Origin of the sequence: Litoribacillus peritrichatus (assembly GCF_039537985.1) — a bacterium.
Classification (GTDB): Bacteria; Pseudomonadota; Gammaproteobacteria; order Pseudomonadales; family Litoribrevibacteraceae; genus Litoribacillus; species Litoribacillus peritrichatus.
The window spans coordinates 363,990-378,686 of record NZ_BAABBN010000012.1; the positions used below are offsets into that span (position 1 = coordinate 363,990).

Consider the following 14,697-nt stretch of genomic DNA (forward strand, 5'->3'; position numbering starts at 1 on the left):
ACTGAAGACTCAGTAATACCACTCCCAGGTCAGCTGAACATGGTCATCATCACGAATGGCATAAATCTGATCTGCATCGTGAGTACTTTGGAACATCCTAACGTCCAGGCTGCCTTTAAAGCTTTCGCCAAATCGACGACTCGCTTCAATCAAAAAGCTGTAAGCGTTGTGATCAAGATCAGAACTGAAACCGGCCAAAAGTTCACTGCTTTGAATATCATTCAAAGCAAGCCGAGAACCAAAGAAGATATCATTTTGGAAGGCAGAACCCGGGTCATCAAAATCGCCTTCGCCGCGAGAATCCCAGCTGTATTCAACCAGCCAACCTAAATCTGCAGCACTTTCAAATACACCCACGTAGGTATACTCAAAACCCGCCTGAGTAGCAAAAAAATCCTCTTCGTCTGTGCCACGATAGATGGTCTCAAACTTCCATAACCACTCATCTATAGTGGCCTGAACATCAATCCCGACTTGATCCATCTGGTTGTAATACTGTTTCAGCACCACTTCGCCATCTTCAAACGTTGGCGTTAACACCGGATCACGATTGGTTCCGTGGAACCAGTAGGTTCCGACATCAAAGTCGCCCAGTGTGTGAGTCCACCTGGCAGCCACATCCAAATGCTTTTCTTCTGCAGAGGATTCATATTCCACATCATCGGTATCAACCCTGACAGGACCACGAAGACGACCATCTTCACCCGGAAAAGTACGCTCACGAAAGCCCGGCAACAAGAACAGATCCACAATCCCCCAGTCATTCACCACCGAAAGGTTGATCATTTGCTGGCCTAATTTGTCTTCACCATCAAAATCTTCAACTGCATCTGTTTGGTTAATGACATCCACCAAATGCTGGAACTCAGTCACCCCCCAGAACTCTTTTCGAATGCCTGCACGAAGCTCCCAGTCATCACCTGCATGTATGTATGAAAGCTCTCGGATATCCCCATGAGAACGTTCACTGTCCTGACCGTCTGCTCGAATAAAGGGTTTGAAGGTGACACTGTCATTACCATCGTTCCAGCCCCAATACACCTCAGGCTCCGCAAATACTGACGCTTGACCATGATTTAACTGATCCTCGTATTGAGCGGTCTCAAAAAAATACCGTCCCTCAACACCCACCCGGCCGGAGAATTCAAACTCGGCCGATTGAACGTTGACGCCCAGCAGCATGGATGCTGCCAGGGCCGATATTTTAGTCACGCGATTAAGTGCTGATTCAGTTGTTTTCGTGCTTGTTATTATTGTCGTACTCATAACATTTATCGAACTCGTTTCAGAGAGTTACGATTAAAGTCTCCATCTTCCAGGCCAGTCTTAAAGGCATAATTATCCCACTTCAACTCAGTGCTTTTACCGTTCTGATGATTCACCATCTGCATAAGGTCAGCGCGCCAATGTTTACCTAAATAGCGCTGATAATCCACATAAGTTAACGTTTTCAGCAATGAGTTTTTACGGTCGTAAAAATCGATCTTCTGAACTCGATATTCTTCTTTATCAATCCAAACGACGCGACGAGTATAACCGGAGTTTTCATCAACCGGGTACTGTTCCACCATAAAACTGTCCAGGCCATGAACCACTTCATCACCTAAATATTTATAAGTGTACTTTTCAACTTCAAACGAACTGAGATCTTCAAAGGCAAATTCTGACCCCATAAAAGGGCCGGATTTATTACGTGAAGCAATTCTTTTCACGCGCTTTAGCGAGGGTAAATACAACCACTGGTCATCAGCACCCACCGGATGAGAAAAGCTCAAAAAAGCCGTTCCTTTTACATCTCGCGGTTTATTAAAGATGGTTAAACTCTTATCACCGTCGCCTTTCACTTCCAGGTTCCGCATTTTAATTTCACGGATGCTCTCCTGCCCTTGCTGGTTTCTCAACACCATCAACATATCCGATGTACTGTCGACCCAGCCCAGATCCCGTAACTTGGCCTCTTTTGAAATATCCAGGCCTTTTTGTTCTTCAGCAGTCAAAGCAAAAGACAGATTACTTACCAGGGCCAGAGTCACGCCAGCCAAAATCGCTTTAAAGCCAGATTTCTTTTGTAAATTTGGTTTTATTACTGCAGTCATATTCGTTCTCCTATCGTCTTAAAACAGACGCTTATACCGTTACTTCGGAAGAATTATTTTTTGTTTCTGAATGCTCACCTGATGCTTTTGATACATCGGCGTTAGCCTTCTTTTTTTCTACGGATTTATCAATGGCCATCAATAATGGAGGCAAGAATAAGAAATCCACGACCAGAGCAATGAAGATGGTCATCGCGGTCAACATGCCCATATCTGCGTTCATCTTAAAGGTGGACTGCGCCAACACCATGAACCCGGCAACCAACACAAAGGTGGTGATCCAAAGCGCAGTCCCCACGTTACCAAAGGCATAATGGACTGCGGCCATGGAATCGGCCTGGCCTTCACGACGGGCACGGAGGTACTTACTTAAAAAGTGAACCGTATCATCGACCACAATACCCAAGGTCATGCCCGCAACGACCGACAAACTCATGCCAATCTGACCATTTGCAAGACCCCAGATACCAAACGCCATTGCAGCAGGCACCAAATTGGGAATCAGGCTGACTAAACCATAGCGCCAGCTCTTCAAAGCAAATCCCAGCAACACAGAAATCAGTAGTAAAGCAATGGTGGTACCACCCAGCATACTTATGATGCTGCGTTGCCCAATATGAGCAAACATCAAACTTGGGCTGGCAATATCCACTTGATACTGCGGAGCATTCACCGCAAACCAATCGTTAATACTCTTCTCTGCGGCAATCATTTCATTGCTTGATAAGTTCTCATAAGTAGCGACGACACGCGTGGAAGATTTTGCAACGTCCAGCTGATTGTTCAAGTCTAAACCGTAAGGCAACGACATTTCGTACAGAAGCAAGTATTGTGCGGCCATTTCCTGATTGGTTGGCAATTTATACCAGGCAGGATCATCGGCGTGCATATTCATATTCAAACGCTTCAAAGTGTCCGTAATGGTATTTACGTGATCCATTTTAGGCTGAGAACGCAACCAGTCGCTGAAATCGGAAACCGTTTTAAGAAATTGCGGGCTGTTAATGCCACTTTGCTCGCCTGACTTGATTGAAAGTTCCAGCACTGTCATACCAGATACATTTTCTTGCATGAAGTCGGTGGCTGAACGGTAAGGTACCGTTTCATCAAAGTACTTCACAAAGTCATCATTCAGTTCATTGTTAGGAATAAACGCTGCCGAAGCGATGATCAACACGCTCACCAATGGCAATAGCAACTTACGTTTGCTCACCACAAAGTTAGCAAGTGCCGTCATATTGTCTTGCTTATCTTCTTCTTGAACTTTCACCCGAATAGGCAGCACCGTCAGTAATGCAGGGAACACCGTGACCGAGAATACAAACGCCAACATCACGCCGATTGCCACCAAGTTGCCCAAATCCCAAAACGGCGGAGAATCCGAAAAGTTCATGGTTAAAAAGCCAATGGCGGTTGTAATGCTGGTCAGAAAGATCGGCTGTAAGTTAACTTCCAAGCTGCGTCTGATGGCTTGTCGTTTTTCAGCACCGTGGCGCATTTCATAGAACATGGACGTTAAGATATGAATACAGTCAGCCACGGCCAGTGTCAGAATCATGGTCGGAGCAGAGGAAGACGGCCCTGTCAGGTAAAAGCCCATCCACCCGGCCAAACCCATGGTCGCAGCAATGCTCATGATAATGATCGTCACGGTGGCGATCGTGCCAGAGATGGTCCGTAGCAAAACCCCAATCACAATGATCACAACCAAGAACATTAGTGGAATCAAAGTCGAGCCATCATTCATAGCGGCTTCAGAGAAGGCGGTGTTCATCATCACCATACCCGACAAGTACACTTCCGTGCCCGGATTTTCTGCCAGAAATTGCGCCTTCATTTCACGGACTTTCGAAGCTACTTCCGGAAACTCGACGATAGGATCAATACCTGGAAATTGCACCGTAACATTGACTACCGACACATGGCCCAATTCCGAGACAATTTTATTGACCAATTGGGGCTCACTAATGGCAATCCGCTTAATGTTTTCAAGCTGTGCGGCATTGAGACGATCCGGGTTCATCACCAGATCTTCAACGATCATGTCGTCTTCTTCAGCGTAGGTATATTGAAAGTTTGTCACCGAATCAACACGGGTTGAATACGGCACCTGCCAAGCATCTTTGGTCAACTTCTTGAGTGCACCCAAATGTTCAGGAGTAAACACATTACCGTCTGCTGGCACTACCACAAAAGAAACATTATCACTCTTGGTATAGACTTTTTGCATGGATTCAAAAGCGATTAGCTGAGGGTTATCCTCACCAAAAAACACTCGATAATCACTTTTAAAAACAAGGTGTTGAGCCCCGCTTGCGGCCGTAAAGACGAGTATTAAACTCACCAAAATGACCCATATGGGATGTTTCCCCACAAAATCAAATATCTTATCTTTCATTGCCCCTCCTAACATGACGAATCGTCACTTATAATGTAAAAAAATACGGCGAAATATTCAGCCCTTTCAGGCTGGAACAATGTCACCGTAATTTTATCTTTTTTATTAAATCTGCAATTCCCGGCCCAATCGCTTAATCAGCAAAAGTTCCCCAGGGAAAATCTCTTCCAAAGCCTTTCTTAACCCTGCTCTGTAATCATGATCTTTGGTAAACGGCGCCCACTGTAAACCATCAAACAACAAGTTATTCTGATTAAACAATTCTCGCTCAACGATCAGGCCATTACTGCCTTCGCACTGTTCTACATCGTCCGACAACAAACCAATGGTGCCGTGGCCTACCGACCAATTCGCAAAACAAACCTGCTGTATATTCATGTGTTCCGGCAACGTAAAACTGCCACTGGCCAACGCTTCTTCAACAATGCTGTGAATCGCGCCCAACAGCTTAAATTCAAGCTGTTCCTGTTGGCCTAACCGCTCCTCACTGCACTTACCGTATACATTTGGGCTTTTTGCACATTGCGCCGTTTTAAACAACGCCGGATGCAAAATGGCATACAACAAATACGAGAAGTTCACTAACATCATTCTTTCACGCGGGCAGCCCTGAAACTGAGCCGCACGACAAAATAAATCTGCCAAGATCGACATGGCGTAATTACTGATCGCCAAAATCAGGTCTTCTTTACCTAAAAAGTGTTTATAAACCGTGCCTTTTGAGAATGGCACGCCGGAAACAACTTTATCCATCGTTAAGTTCTCAACACCATTTCGTTGAATAATCTCAATTGCGGCTTCGATGATTTGTTGCTCTCGCGCCCTAAGGCTGTTTTCGTCTAATAGTCTTGGTGCCATAATTTTAGGTGACGATCCGTCAGTGACGTTTCGTCAATAATAAAAAGTTAGAGTTTAAAGTCAACGATAAAATCAAAATTACCGCCAAAAGGTCATTTGCATTAGATCTATCATGTATGACAGGTCATACTCCCATTTTATTACATTCGACCTCAGAATCCTTTTGGTATTTTCACTCACTATCACATTCAAAAAATTATCCAGATGACAAAAACAAGCGTTGGCCAATTGCTTCCTGTATTGCGATGGGCAAAAAACTACAATCGGGCAACTTTAGTGGAAGATGTCATTGCTGCTCTGGTGATCACCATGATGCTGATTCCTCAGTCCCTAGCATATGCTTTATTAGCTGGGTTGCCTCCTCAGCTCGGTCTGTACGCCAGCATGTTGCCCCTATTGGCTTACGCGCTGTTTGGTTCGAGCGGGCCGTTATCAGTGGGACCTTTTGCGATCACCTCCATTATGACCGCAACGGCTTTAGGTTCGGCATTTTCAACCCCTGAACTGGGTACTACATTGAGTAATGACCAATACATCATGGGCGCAGCTGTATTGGCAGCGATGTCCGGTGGGTTTTTATTGGCCTTTGGCATCTTCCGACTGGGGTTTTTAACCAACTTCATCAGCTTTCCGGTAGTCACCGGATTTATCTCGGCATCAGCGCTGGTCATCGCTTCCAGTCAATTCGGCAATATATTGGGTATCGAACTCGACACCTCAAGCTTCTTTAATGTTTTAAGTTCTACCTTTCAAAACATCAGCGAGCTTAATACTTACACGTTGATGATTGGCCTTAGCGCCTTTATCTTTTTGTTTTTCTTTCCGAAACTCTTGAATCTTTTTATTTTCAAAATCACTCAGTCCCGCTTCCTGGCGGAAACATTAAGCAAAACAACACCGCTATTGGCGATGTTGGTGTCCATTTTGGCCGTCTTTTTTTGGGATCTTTCAAAGCAAGGCATTGTGGTCGTTGGTGATATTCCGGCCGGCTTACCCTCCATAGCTTTACCCGATGTGCAATCAATGCATTGGGAATCCGCAACGTGGAAAAGTCTGGCCAGCTCCGCCCTCCTCATCAGCATCATTGGCTTCGTCAGTTCTTTATCCGCAGCACAATCTTTTGCCGCTAAACAAAGGCAACGAATTAACCCGAATCAGGAAGCTGTGGCACTCGGCATGTCTAATCTGACCTCAGGAATTTCAGGGGCTTTTCCGGTATCAGCCAGCCTGTCCAGATCAGCAGTCAACTTTAAAGCGGGCGCTAAAACACCGGCAGCAAGCGGTTTTACTGCCATCGGCATCGCAATCAGTGGCTTATTTTTAACCCCTTATTTATTTTACTTACCCGTAGCAACGCTGGCTGCCATGATTTTAGTGGCTGTGCTTTCATTATTTGATTTCAAAGCCATTCAGCGTACTTGGGAATTTAACCGGAAAGATTTTTCTGCGCTCATGGTTACTATGGTTGTTACACTGGCCAGCGGGGTAGAATGGGGATTGATCAGTGGTGTGTTGTTATCCATAGGTTTGCACCTATACCGCTCCAGTCATCCTTATGTGGCGATTTTGGGTCGGGTGCCCACCACAGAGCATTTCAGAAACGTCGAACGTTACAATGTCATCACGCACCCGGAAGTCGTTTCTTTCCGAATCGACGCCAGCCTGTATTTTGCCAACGCAAGGTTTTTGGAGGATAAAGTGAACGAGTTAGTCGCCTCTCATCCAGACGCCAAACACTTGGTATTGATGTGTTACTCCATTAACGACATCGACGCCAGTGCACTTGAAACCCTGTTTGAGATTAACCAATACTTGAAAGATGCCAACATGAAATTTCATCTTTCAGAAGTCAAAGGCCCGATTTTAGACCGCTTAAAACGCAGTAACTTTCTCGATCAATTGTCAGGAAACCTGTATTTAAGCCATTATCAGGCCTGGACAGACCTCACCGGGTTACCGCTTAAAAATTAAGCGAACGCCAGATAACTGTTCAGCTTTTGAGAAGAAATATTGTTTGGGTTAAGTTTGTCTGCAATTTGCAGCGCAAGGCTCAGTTCATCCAATGTTTCTTTCTCTGTCTCAGACAATTTCTTCGCTTGCTCACTGTTTAAATACGCGTTCAACTCAGCGTTCACCGTTTTGATATCTGCTGCAAGACCTGATGGTTTGGAACCGTCGAGATTACTGATGATTGCATCGGATTTTTCGAGAATATCTAATAAGCCATCCTGAGGATCAATGGTTCTCAAGCGTTCTTGCAGTGCTTTAATTTCAGATGAAAGCTTCCCAACCGTATCCCCGGCGCCCGTTTTCGCTTGTTGCGCGCCCAGGCTTTCAGCTTCTGCCTTGGAAATGAAGCCATACTCCTGAAGGCGCTCGATAAATTCCGGTGTAATTTTCACCGTCGACGGACCACCAGGAAAAAACTCCTCGTTCAGTTTCTGAACTTTCTTAGCACGACTTGAAAGTCTTATATCACTCTCAACGGCGCTTGTTTGTTCCTGATTCGAGTTAGAGCTGGTATTGGTCGCAGATGTTGTAGATGCAGACCCTGCACTGTTGCCTGTAACAGGTGCAGTATTGGTGACTGCGTTGTTCACTGTTGTAATAGCCATGATTCAGCAATCCTTTGAGCTAAATGAATAAGATTTAACCCTCTACAGCAGAATCCGTGCCAGAAACAAAAACTCGTTTACAAACGCTTACATGATCATAATTTAGCCAACCTCCGCCCATTCACCCAGGCAACGACTTGCCGCTTTAAAAACACGGTTTGCCACCCCGATACAAGGTGCATGAGCCAAACAATCCAGAAATGAACCAAGCAATTCAGGTGTGAATCAGTAAATCCACGCCCTGTTTACCCTCCTCTCTAAGTAGACTTACATTTAAACTCACCTGCCAGTTTCATTTAAGACGCCCACCTTTGCATTACAAACGCACCACAAACCTTCGTTCTCTGAAAATCACTGAAATTATCGACTTTAAATTGCAAATCAAGCAAACTGACCCAGACTCAATAGTGCAACACTGAAAGACTTTCTGAGAGATACACTGAGAGATAGCTGGAGCGCTATGACACCTTCTTCCAACAGTGAAGTTCTGATTCGACGGATCTATCAAATCACGAACGAGTTCGACAAAGGGTTTGATCACCAAATTCAAGAATTGTTGAAGCTGGGGCTGGAACGCTTTAACTTAGACATCGCCATTTTATCGCGAATAGAGAACAACACTTATACGGTTAAATATTGCGTCACACCAGAAGGTGTTGACCTTAACCCTGGCGACGAATTCGACTTTGGTGTCACTTACTGCAATATCACCTGCAATGCCGTCGAACCTGTGGCCATTGAACACATGGGTGAACACGATAAATACGCTTCGCACCCGGCCTACACGGCGTTTCAATTAGAGTCTTACATTGGTGTGCCCATCCGGCTTAAAAACAAATTGTACGGCACCCTCAATTTCAGCAGTCCATCAGCCTATCCCAGGAATTTTCTGGATACGGATATTGATGCCCTAAAGTTAATGGCCAGCTGGATTGAAGTTGAGCTTATTCGTCAGGACCAGGAACGACGAATAACCAAGGCCAACCAATATAAAACTGACTTCCTGTCTAATATGAGTCACGAAATACGTACACCGATGAACGGTATTATTGGTGCGTTAAAACTGGCACTCAACTCTGAGTTGAACGACGACCAAGCCCAACTGATTAATTTAGCACTGAGCAGCTCAAATAACCTCAACGACATACTGAATGACATTTTAGATATTTCCAAAATTGAAGCGGGTAAAATTGAACTGTCTAAACATAACTTTAACCTTGATCAATTATTGACCGAGATTGTTAAAATCCAAACATTTAAACTGACGGATGATCAAATCGCTTTAAAGCACTCGATACATGAGAACACCCACGTCCACCTGTTCGGCGACAGCCTAAGAATTCGTCAGGTTCTCAATAACCTGATCTCCAACGCATTAAAGTTTACGACTAAGGGTAGCGTCACCATCACGGTTTCGGAAACCTCCGTACGCCAAGGAAAACCCAACTCGGGCCTATTTCGTTTTGAAATCCAAGACACAGGCATCGGCCTGAACAATGACCAGATAGAAAAATTATTTGGCCGATTCAATCAAGCAGACCAATCAACGACCCGACTGTATGGCGGAACAGGTCTTGGATTATCGATCTCAAAATCATTCATCGAAATGATGCAAGGCGAGATCGGCGTCACCAGCAAACCAGGTAAAGGCTCAACCTTCTGGTTTACCCTGCCTTTAGACCACCAACCAGAAGAAGCAGCCCAGCCTGATCACTCAGCAAAGGGCTCGACTGATGCAAAGCCTGACATCACCCCGGACAACCTCAGCGGCCACATACTGCTGGTAGAAGATAACCTCACCAATCAGCTTATAGCCCAAGGTTTTCTGGATACTATCGGCGTTACCTATGATGTGGCTCAAAATGGCCAAGAAGCCGTTGAAAAAGTGGCCTCAAACACCTACGACCTGGTACTCATGGACTGTTTAATGCCCATAATGGATGGGTATCAAGCAACCCGCCTGATCAAACAACACGTTCAATCCGGCAATGCCGTTTTGCCTGTGCTGGCATTGACGGCTAACGCCTTCTCCAGCGACATAGAGAACTGCCAGAACGCAGGCATGGACGACCACATTGCAAAGCCTATTGACCCGGATGAGTTATTTAAAAAGCTCGCACTTTGGCTAAAGTAACCAGCTTTAACTTAGATAAGTTTCATCATAATTAAACACATCAAGTCCGGTCTACCTCTGGCCATATCTCGAGCACTGTTCTGCCAGTTCTGTTTACCTATCAAACCTATGTACCTAGCAAATCTATATACCTAACATCCTTGTTCAATTATTGAAAAGCCCCACCAACTAAATTACAATAATAATCGTTCTCATTAACATAACACACGCAGTTAAAGGAGTGTTTATGTCATCTGGTGAACTGACTATTGAACAAAAAGCAGTTCAACAGCAATTGCATACTCTCTACCATCAACATCACAATTGGCTATTTTCTTGGCTCACCGGCAAGTTAGGTTGCAGCACTCAAGCAGAAGACCTAAGCCATGACACCTTTGTCCGCATTCTGCGGAAACAACAGGTTCTCAATTTATGTGAACCCAGAGCTTTTCTGACCACAATTGCTAAACGAGTACTATCAAATCACTGGCGACGGGATCAGCTGGAGAAGGTCTACCTTGAAGTTCTTTCTCAAATGCCAGAATATTTTGAGCCTTCGGAAGAAGAACGAGCCATCTTACTCGAAACATTAACGGAGATTGATCGATTACTGGATGGCCTCCCTATCCCGGTAAAACAAGCCTTTTTATACTCACAATTGGACGGTATGCGACAACAAGAGATTGCTGAAAAGCTGGCCATTTCTGTCACCACGGTTAAACGATATCTGGTTAAGGCCAGTGCCCACTGTTATTTTTCAATCGCTGTCGACTGAGCATCCTTAATGAATGCAAGAAATACAGAATCACCAAACGCTCAAAACGGCTTAGGTTCTGTCAGTGACAACGTCCCAACGGATATCTCGCCTCAAATAGCCAAACGCGCCGTCGAGTGGTTAGTCGATGTCAATGAAGCCATTGACAAAAAAGCTGATATTTTAAAGGCGCTACAAGAATGGCGTGACCAACACCCCGACCATGAACGCGCTTGGAAGCACATCGAGTCAGTCAACAACCGCTTTGGCATGCTCGATGTCGTAGCCAAATCTGTCGCTCACAGCTCTGTCACACATCCTCAAATGATTTCCCGCAGGGAAATGATCAAGGCACTGTCCGTTGCTTTGTTTGCAGGCGGAGCTGCCTGGACAGCAAAAGAGCAAACGCCTTGGCAACAATGGATTGCTGATCAAAAAACAGGGGTAGGAGAACAACGAACCGTCCAATTGGCCGACGGCAGCCAAATTGAAATGAATACCGATAGTGCATTTAATCTGTTCGATAACACTCATCAAAGAGGTATTCATCTAGTCAATGGTGAATTATTAATTTCTACAGGCTTAGAGAGAAACCACAAACCATCTCGCCCCCTGACAATCCAGACCTCTCAAGGCAGTTTAGTTACATCAAAAGCCCGTTTTTCAATTAGGCTGTACGATCGATCCTGTCAATTATCGGTGTTTGACGGTTCCGTTGAAATCAAACCTATTCTTGCTAATGACAACACTCAAACAATTAAAGCAGGTCAACAGGTTAATTTTACAAAAGACGTCATTAACAAGCCGTTACCTGTCAATTTGAATTCCATCGCCTGGGCTCAGGGAATGATTGTGGCCAGAGGCATGCGTTTAAAAGACTTTCTGACAGAACTCAGCCGCTATCGTCATGGGCGTTTACGTTGTGCTGATAACATTGCCGACTTACGAGTGTCCGGTACCTATCCGCTTGCCAGCACAGACCGAATTATCGCTGCAATTGAAGCCAGCCTTTCGATTAAAGCACATTACATGACCCGATATTTCGTGACCTTAAAGCCCGCAACGTCCTAATAAATAAAAATATCTAAAAAAAGTTCAATTTACATGGTCTGTTTTAAATTCTCACGGGACATAGAGGGTAGAAACAACTTTTTTTATCTATGCCTGGCATCAAGAGGACTTGAAGTAATGGTTCCCCAAACAACTAAATCAGCACCTTCGAAAAACTTCCACCGAAAACGTAATCTCTTTTCTCGCACTGCAATGGCAAACGCCATATCAGGCGCTTGTATTGTTACCGTTTTAAGCTCAGCAACCCTCATCGCGACATCAACAAAAGCGATTGCTCAGCCACTTAACAATGCCGTTTCAGTCCAAAGAATGTTCAGCATACCCGCTGGCCCATTGGAAGATGCTCTGAACCAGTTAGGGCGCGAGGCTGGTATCTTATTGTCGTTTCCGTCCAGCATAACTGAACATAAAACAACTCAAGGAATACACGGCCTCTACAGCACAGAAGAAGCGTTAAAGCAGCTATTAAACGGTACCGAACTTGAAGCAATCCTCTTAGAAAATAACAGCTATTCGCTCTCGCCCATTGAACTCAGAGCACTTGAAACCCAGGTAATTTACGGCACTGTGTTAAGCCGTTATGAATACGATGAAGCCAGCTCAGCAACCGGATTTACAACGGATGTAGACACCCTTCCCCGCTCGGTTCAGGTTCTTCCTGAGCAGTTAATCATTGATCAAAATGCTACCCGTATTACTGAAGTGTTATTAAATGCAGCAAGCGTTACCCGCTCTGACGGCTATGGTGGTGCTGAAGACGAAGTAAACATTCGCGGAATGGAAAACAACCACCTATTCTTCGACGGCAGTCCGGTGAGTAACCGCACTCGGGTAGACGTTGCCAACGTAGAGCGTGTGGAAGTGATCAGTGGCCCGGCATCCGTGCTTCATGGGCAAGTCAGTCCCGGTGGTTTAATCAATATCGTCACCAAGAAACCTCAAAAAGAAAGCGCCCATTCCATTCAGGCAGAATTGGACGAACACGGCAGAGAAAAACTGATATTTGACAGCACCGGGTCTGTAAACGACAAATTTCAATATCGCGTTGTTTTAGCAGGAGAAGATTCGGAATCCTTACGAGAAGTAAAAACCACGGATGGCACTGTTGAAGCAGAAACAAAAAGTATGTCTGTTTCCCCCTCATTAAGTTACACACCTGACGATCAAAATACTTTCATCCTGACTCTGGGTTACAGTGATCAAACCATTCCAATCGATCGAGGCACAGTCGCAGTGGACGACGGTACTGGCAACGTATCGATTGCTGACATTCCGATTGAACGTCGCCTGGGCAGTAAATACAGCGAACGAGAGAGCATTGAAAAACGGGTCCAGTTCAACTTCGACCACGAATTTGATAACGGTTGGACCAACAAACTAAACGTGAGCTATTTTGAGAAAAACTTTGATGATTATCAGGCACGACCTGCCTTTGGATTAGATGGCGTTCCAACTAACCTACTCGAAGTTATAGAGCTTCGAAATACCAATAGCGTACAAAGTAATGGCTTATTAGTACGCACAGCAGACACAAATTTAAACGGTGAAGAAACAGACTTTTTTATATCCAACAGCCTTACTGGTGATTTCCAAATTGGTGATATCGATAACACCTTATACATAGGTGCAAACTACACGGTTCGGGATCAAAAACGGGAGAACGGCTTTGCCCTTCAGGACATTACAGGCGTCTTATCTCCTGCCCCTCTGTTTGCCCTCGACCTGGACATCATCGACATCTATCAGGACACACGACCGGCTTATACCAAACGGGAACAAACCATTGTTAACATAAATGACGACACCTATACCGAATACGGCTTTTCAATACAAAATTTAAGTTACCTGACTGACGAACTGAGCCTGCTGACAGGCTTACGCTATGACCACTTTGAACGAGATAGCAAGGCCACTGAGTATTTTGAAGATGGTCCGTTCACAGGTACCTATGCGCCCCTGGCAACGGAAAAAGATTCCAAACTCAAAAGCTCGAATGAAAACATCAGCGGCCAGTTTGGTTTGATGTATGAGATTACCGAAGGCATTTCTCTCTACGGCTCCTATTCTGAGTCTTTCTTGCCAAATTATCCGGAAGTAACCACGTTTGTTCCTTCCACGCAAGAAAAAGATCTGGACCCGGAAGAAGCCAAACAATATGAACTGGGCATAAAATCCAGTTTAATGGATGACAAGCTGCGTATTACTGCATCCTTTTATGAATTATCCCGAAAGAATGTCTCTACGGTGGACAACGATTTTGTCCAACGTTTAAACGGCAAAGAAGAAACCACAGGTTTTGAAATGTCTGCCACCATGCAGTTTGTACCCGGCTTAAACGTGTTAGCCAGCTACACAAACCTGAACGCGGAAATTGTTAACGACAACGATGACAGCAAAGAAAATGAAGGTAATTCACCGCAAAGTGTGCCCGATCAAAAAGCGCGCGTTTGGGGCTCCTACGAAGTACAAAGTGGCAGCCTGATTGGTCTGGGCATGGGCTTTGGTCTGGAATACGCGGACGAACGCCAGGGTGATGATGAAAATACCTTCACACTGCCAAGCTACACCATTTATGACACAGCGGCCTGGTATTACATCCCGGTTACCGAGAACAGTAAGTTACGTTTACAGGCCGGTGTTAAAAACCTGACGGACAAAGAATATTACCCGGCGTCCATCAACGCATTTCGTATCAATGTCGGCGAACCCCGGACAGCTTACATGACTGCGAGACTGGAGTTTTAAGTAACACGGTTTACAGTGGCGTTCTGAAATTAATAACGGTACCCAAA

10 protein-coding genes are annotated in these 14,697 nt (G+C 45.0%); 5 read left to right on the forward strand and 5 right to left on the reverse strand.

Going from position 1 to position 14,697, the window contains the following annotated elements; translation table 11 throughout:
* Positions 1-9: 9 nt before the first annotated feature.
* The 4 genes from ABD744_RS18165 to ABD744_RS18180 form a co-directional block, all read right to left on the reverse strand.
* Positions 10-1,266 (reverse strand): hypothetical protein, encoded by a 1,257-nt coding sequence (locus ABD744_RS18165; protein ID WP_344799989.1) that lies wholly within the window; start codon positions 1,264-1,266, stop codon positions 10-12.
* A 5-nt stretch (positions 1,267-1,271) separates the two neighbouring features.
* On the reverse strand, positions 1,272-2,096 hold the full coding sequence (locus ABD744_RS18170) for an outer membrane lipoprotein-sorting protein (RefSeq protein ID WP_344799990.1): 825 nt from the start codon (positions 2,094-2,096) through the stop codon (positions 1,272-1,274).
* Positions 2,097-2,127: 31 nt separating this feature from the next.
* Positions 2,128-4,494: an efflux RND transporter permease subunit gene (locus ABD744_RS18175; RefSeq protein ID WP_344799991.1), complete on the reverse strand. Its 2,367-nt coding sequence runs from the start codon at positions 4,492-4,494 to the stop codon at positions 2,128-2,130.
* Between the two features lie 105 nt (positions 4,495-4,599).
* Positions 4,600-5,352, reverse strand: a complete 753-nt coding sequence (locus ABD744_RS18180; RefSeq protein ID WP_344799992.1) for a TetR/AcrR family transcriptional regulator — start codon at positions 5,350-5,352, stop codon at positions 4,600-4,602.
* Between the two features lie 204 nt (positions 5,353-5,556).
* On the opposite strand from ABD744_RS18180, the gene ABD744_RS18185 reads away from it, so the two are divergent.
* Positions 5,557-7,323, forward strand: coding sequence for a SulP family inorganic anion transporter (locus ABD744_RS18185; RefSeq protein ID WP_344799993.1), 1,767 nt, complete (start codon positions 5,557-5,559; stop codon positions 7,321-7,323).
* Here ABD744_RS18185 and ABD744_RS18190 read toward each other — a convergent pair.
* Positions 7,320-7,967, reverse strand: coding sequence for a hypothetical protein (locus tag ABD744_RS18190; RefSeq protein ID WP_344799994.1), 648 nt, complete (start codon positions 7,965-7,967; stop codon positions 7,320-7,322). The two genes, ABD744_RS18185 and ABD744_RS18190, sit on opposite strands and share 4 nt — an antisense overlap.
* 460 nt (positions 7,968-8,427) lie before the next feature.
* Here ABD744_RS18190 and ABD744_RS18195 point away from each other — a divergent pair, with 460 nt between their 5' ends.
* From ABD744_RS18195 to ABD744_RS18210, 4 genes are all read left to right on the forward strand, one after another.
* Positions 8,428-10,101 carry a GAF domain-containing hybrid sensor histidine kinase/response regulator gene (locus ABD744_RS18195; RefSeq protein ID WP_344799995.1) on the forward strand — a complete coding sequence of 558 codons (1,674 nt, stop codon included), beginning with the start codon at positions 8,428-8,430 and terminating at the stop codon, positions 10,099-10,101.
* A 226-nt stretch (positions 10,102-10,327) separates the two neighbouring features.
* On the forward strand, positions 10,328-10,855 hold the full coding sequence (locus tag ABD744_RS18200; RefSeq protein WP_344799996.1) for a sigma-70 family RNA polymerase sigma factor: 528 nt from the start codon (positions 10,328-10,330) through the stop codon (positions 10,853-10,855).
* 9 nt (positions 10,856-10,864) lie between these two features.
* Positions 10,865-11,905: a FecR domain-containing protein gene (locus ABD744_RS18205; RefSeq protein WP_344799997.1), complete on the forward strand. Its 1,041-nt coding sequence runs from the start codon at positions 10,865-10,867 to the stop codon at positions 11,903-11,905.
* A 117-nt stretch (positions 11,906-12,022) separates the two neighbouring features.
* The gene (locus ABD744_RS18210; protein ID WP_344799998.1) at positions 12,023-14,650 is read left to right on the forward strand and encodes a TonB-dependent siderophore receptor; all 2,628 of its coding nucleotides are present in this window, start codon (positions 12,023-12,025) and stop codon (positions 14,648-14,650) included.
* The last annotated feature ends 47 nt before the right edge of the window (positions 14,651-14,697 follow it).

What these genes read in the sequence shown, in the direction of transcription:
- ABD744_RS18165 (WP_344799989.1), bottom strand. Translation starts at nt 1,266, where the DNA reads ATGAGTACGACAATAATAACAAGCACGAAAACAACTGAATCAGCACTT.
- ABD744_RS18170 (WP_344799990.1), bottom strand. Translation starts at nt 2,096, where the DNA reads ATGACTGCAGTAATAAAACCAAATTTACAAAAGAAATCTGGCTTTAAA.
- ABD744_RS18175 (WP_344799991.1), bottom strand. Translation starts at nt 4,494, where the DNA reads ATGAAAGATAAGATATTTGATTTTGTGGGGAAACATCCCATATGGGTC.
- ABD744_RS18180 (WP_344799992.1), bottom strand. Translation starts at nt 5,352, where the DNA reads ATGGCACCAAGACTATTAGACGAAAACAGCCTTAGGGCGCGAGAGCAA.
- ABD744_RS18185 (WP_344799993.1), top strand. Translation starts at nt 5,557, where the DNA reads ATGACAAAAACAAGCGTTGGCCAATTGCTTCCTGTATTGCGATGGGCA.
- ABD744_RS18190 (WP_344799994.1), bottom strand. Translation starts at nt 7,967, where the DNA reads ATGGCTATTACAACAGTGAACAACGCAGTCACCAATACTGCACCTGTT.
- ABD744_RS18195 (WP_344799995.1), top strand. Translation starts at nt 8,428, where the DNA reads ATGACACCTTCTTCCAACAGTGAAGTTCTGATTCGACGGATCTATCAA.
- ABD744_RS18200 (WP_344799996.1), top strand. Translation starts at nt 10,328, where the DNA reads ATGTCATCTGGTGAACTGACTATTGAACAAAAAGCAGTTCAACAGCAA.
- ABD744_RS18205 (WP_344799997.1), top strand. Translation starts at nt 10,865, where the DNA reads ATGAATGCAAGAAATACAGAATCACCAAACGCTCAAAACGGCTTAGGT.
- ABD744_RS18210 (WP_344799998.1), top strand. Translation starts at nt 12,023, where the DNA reads ATGGTTCCCCAAACAACTAAATCAGCACCTTCGAAAAACTTCCACCGA.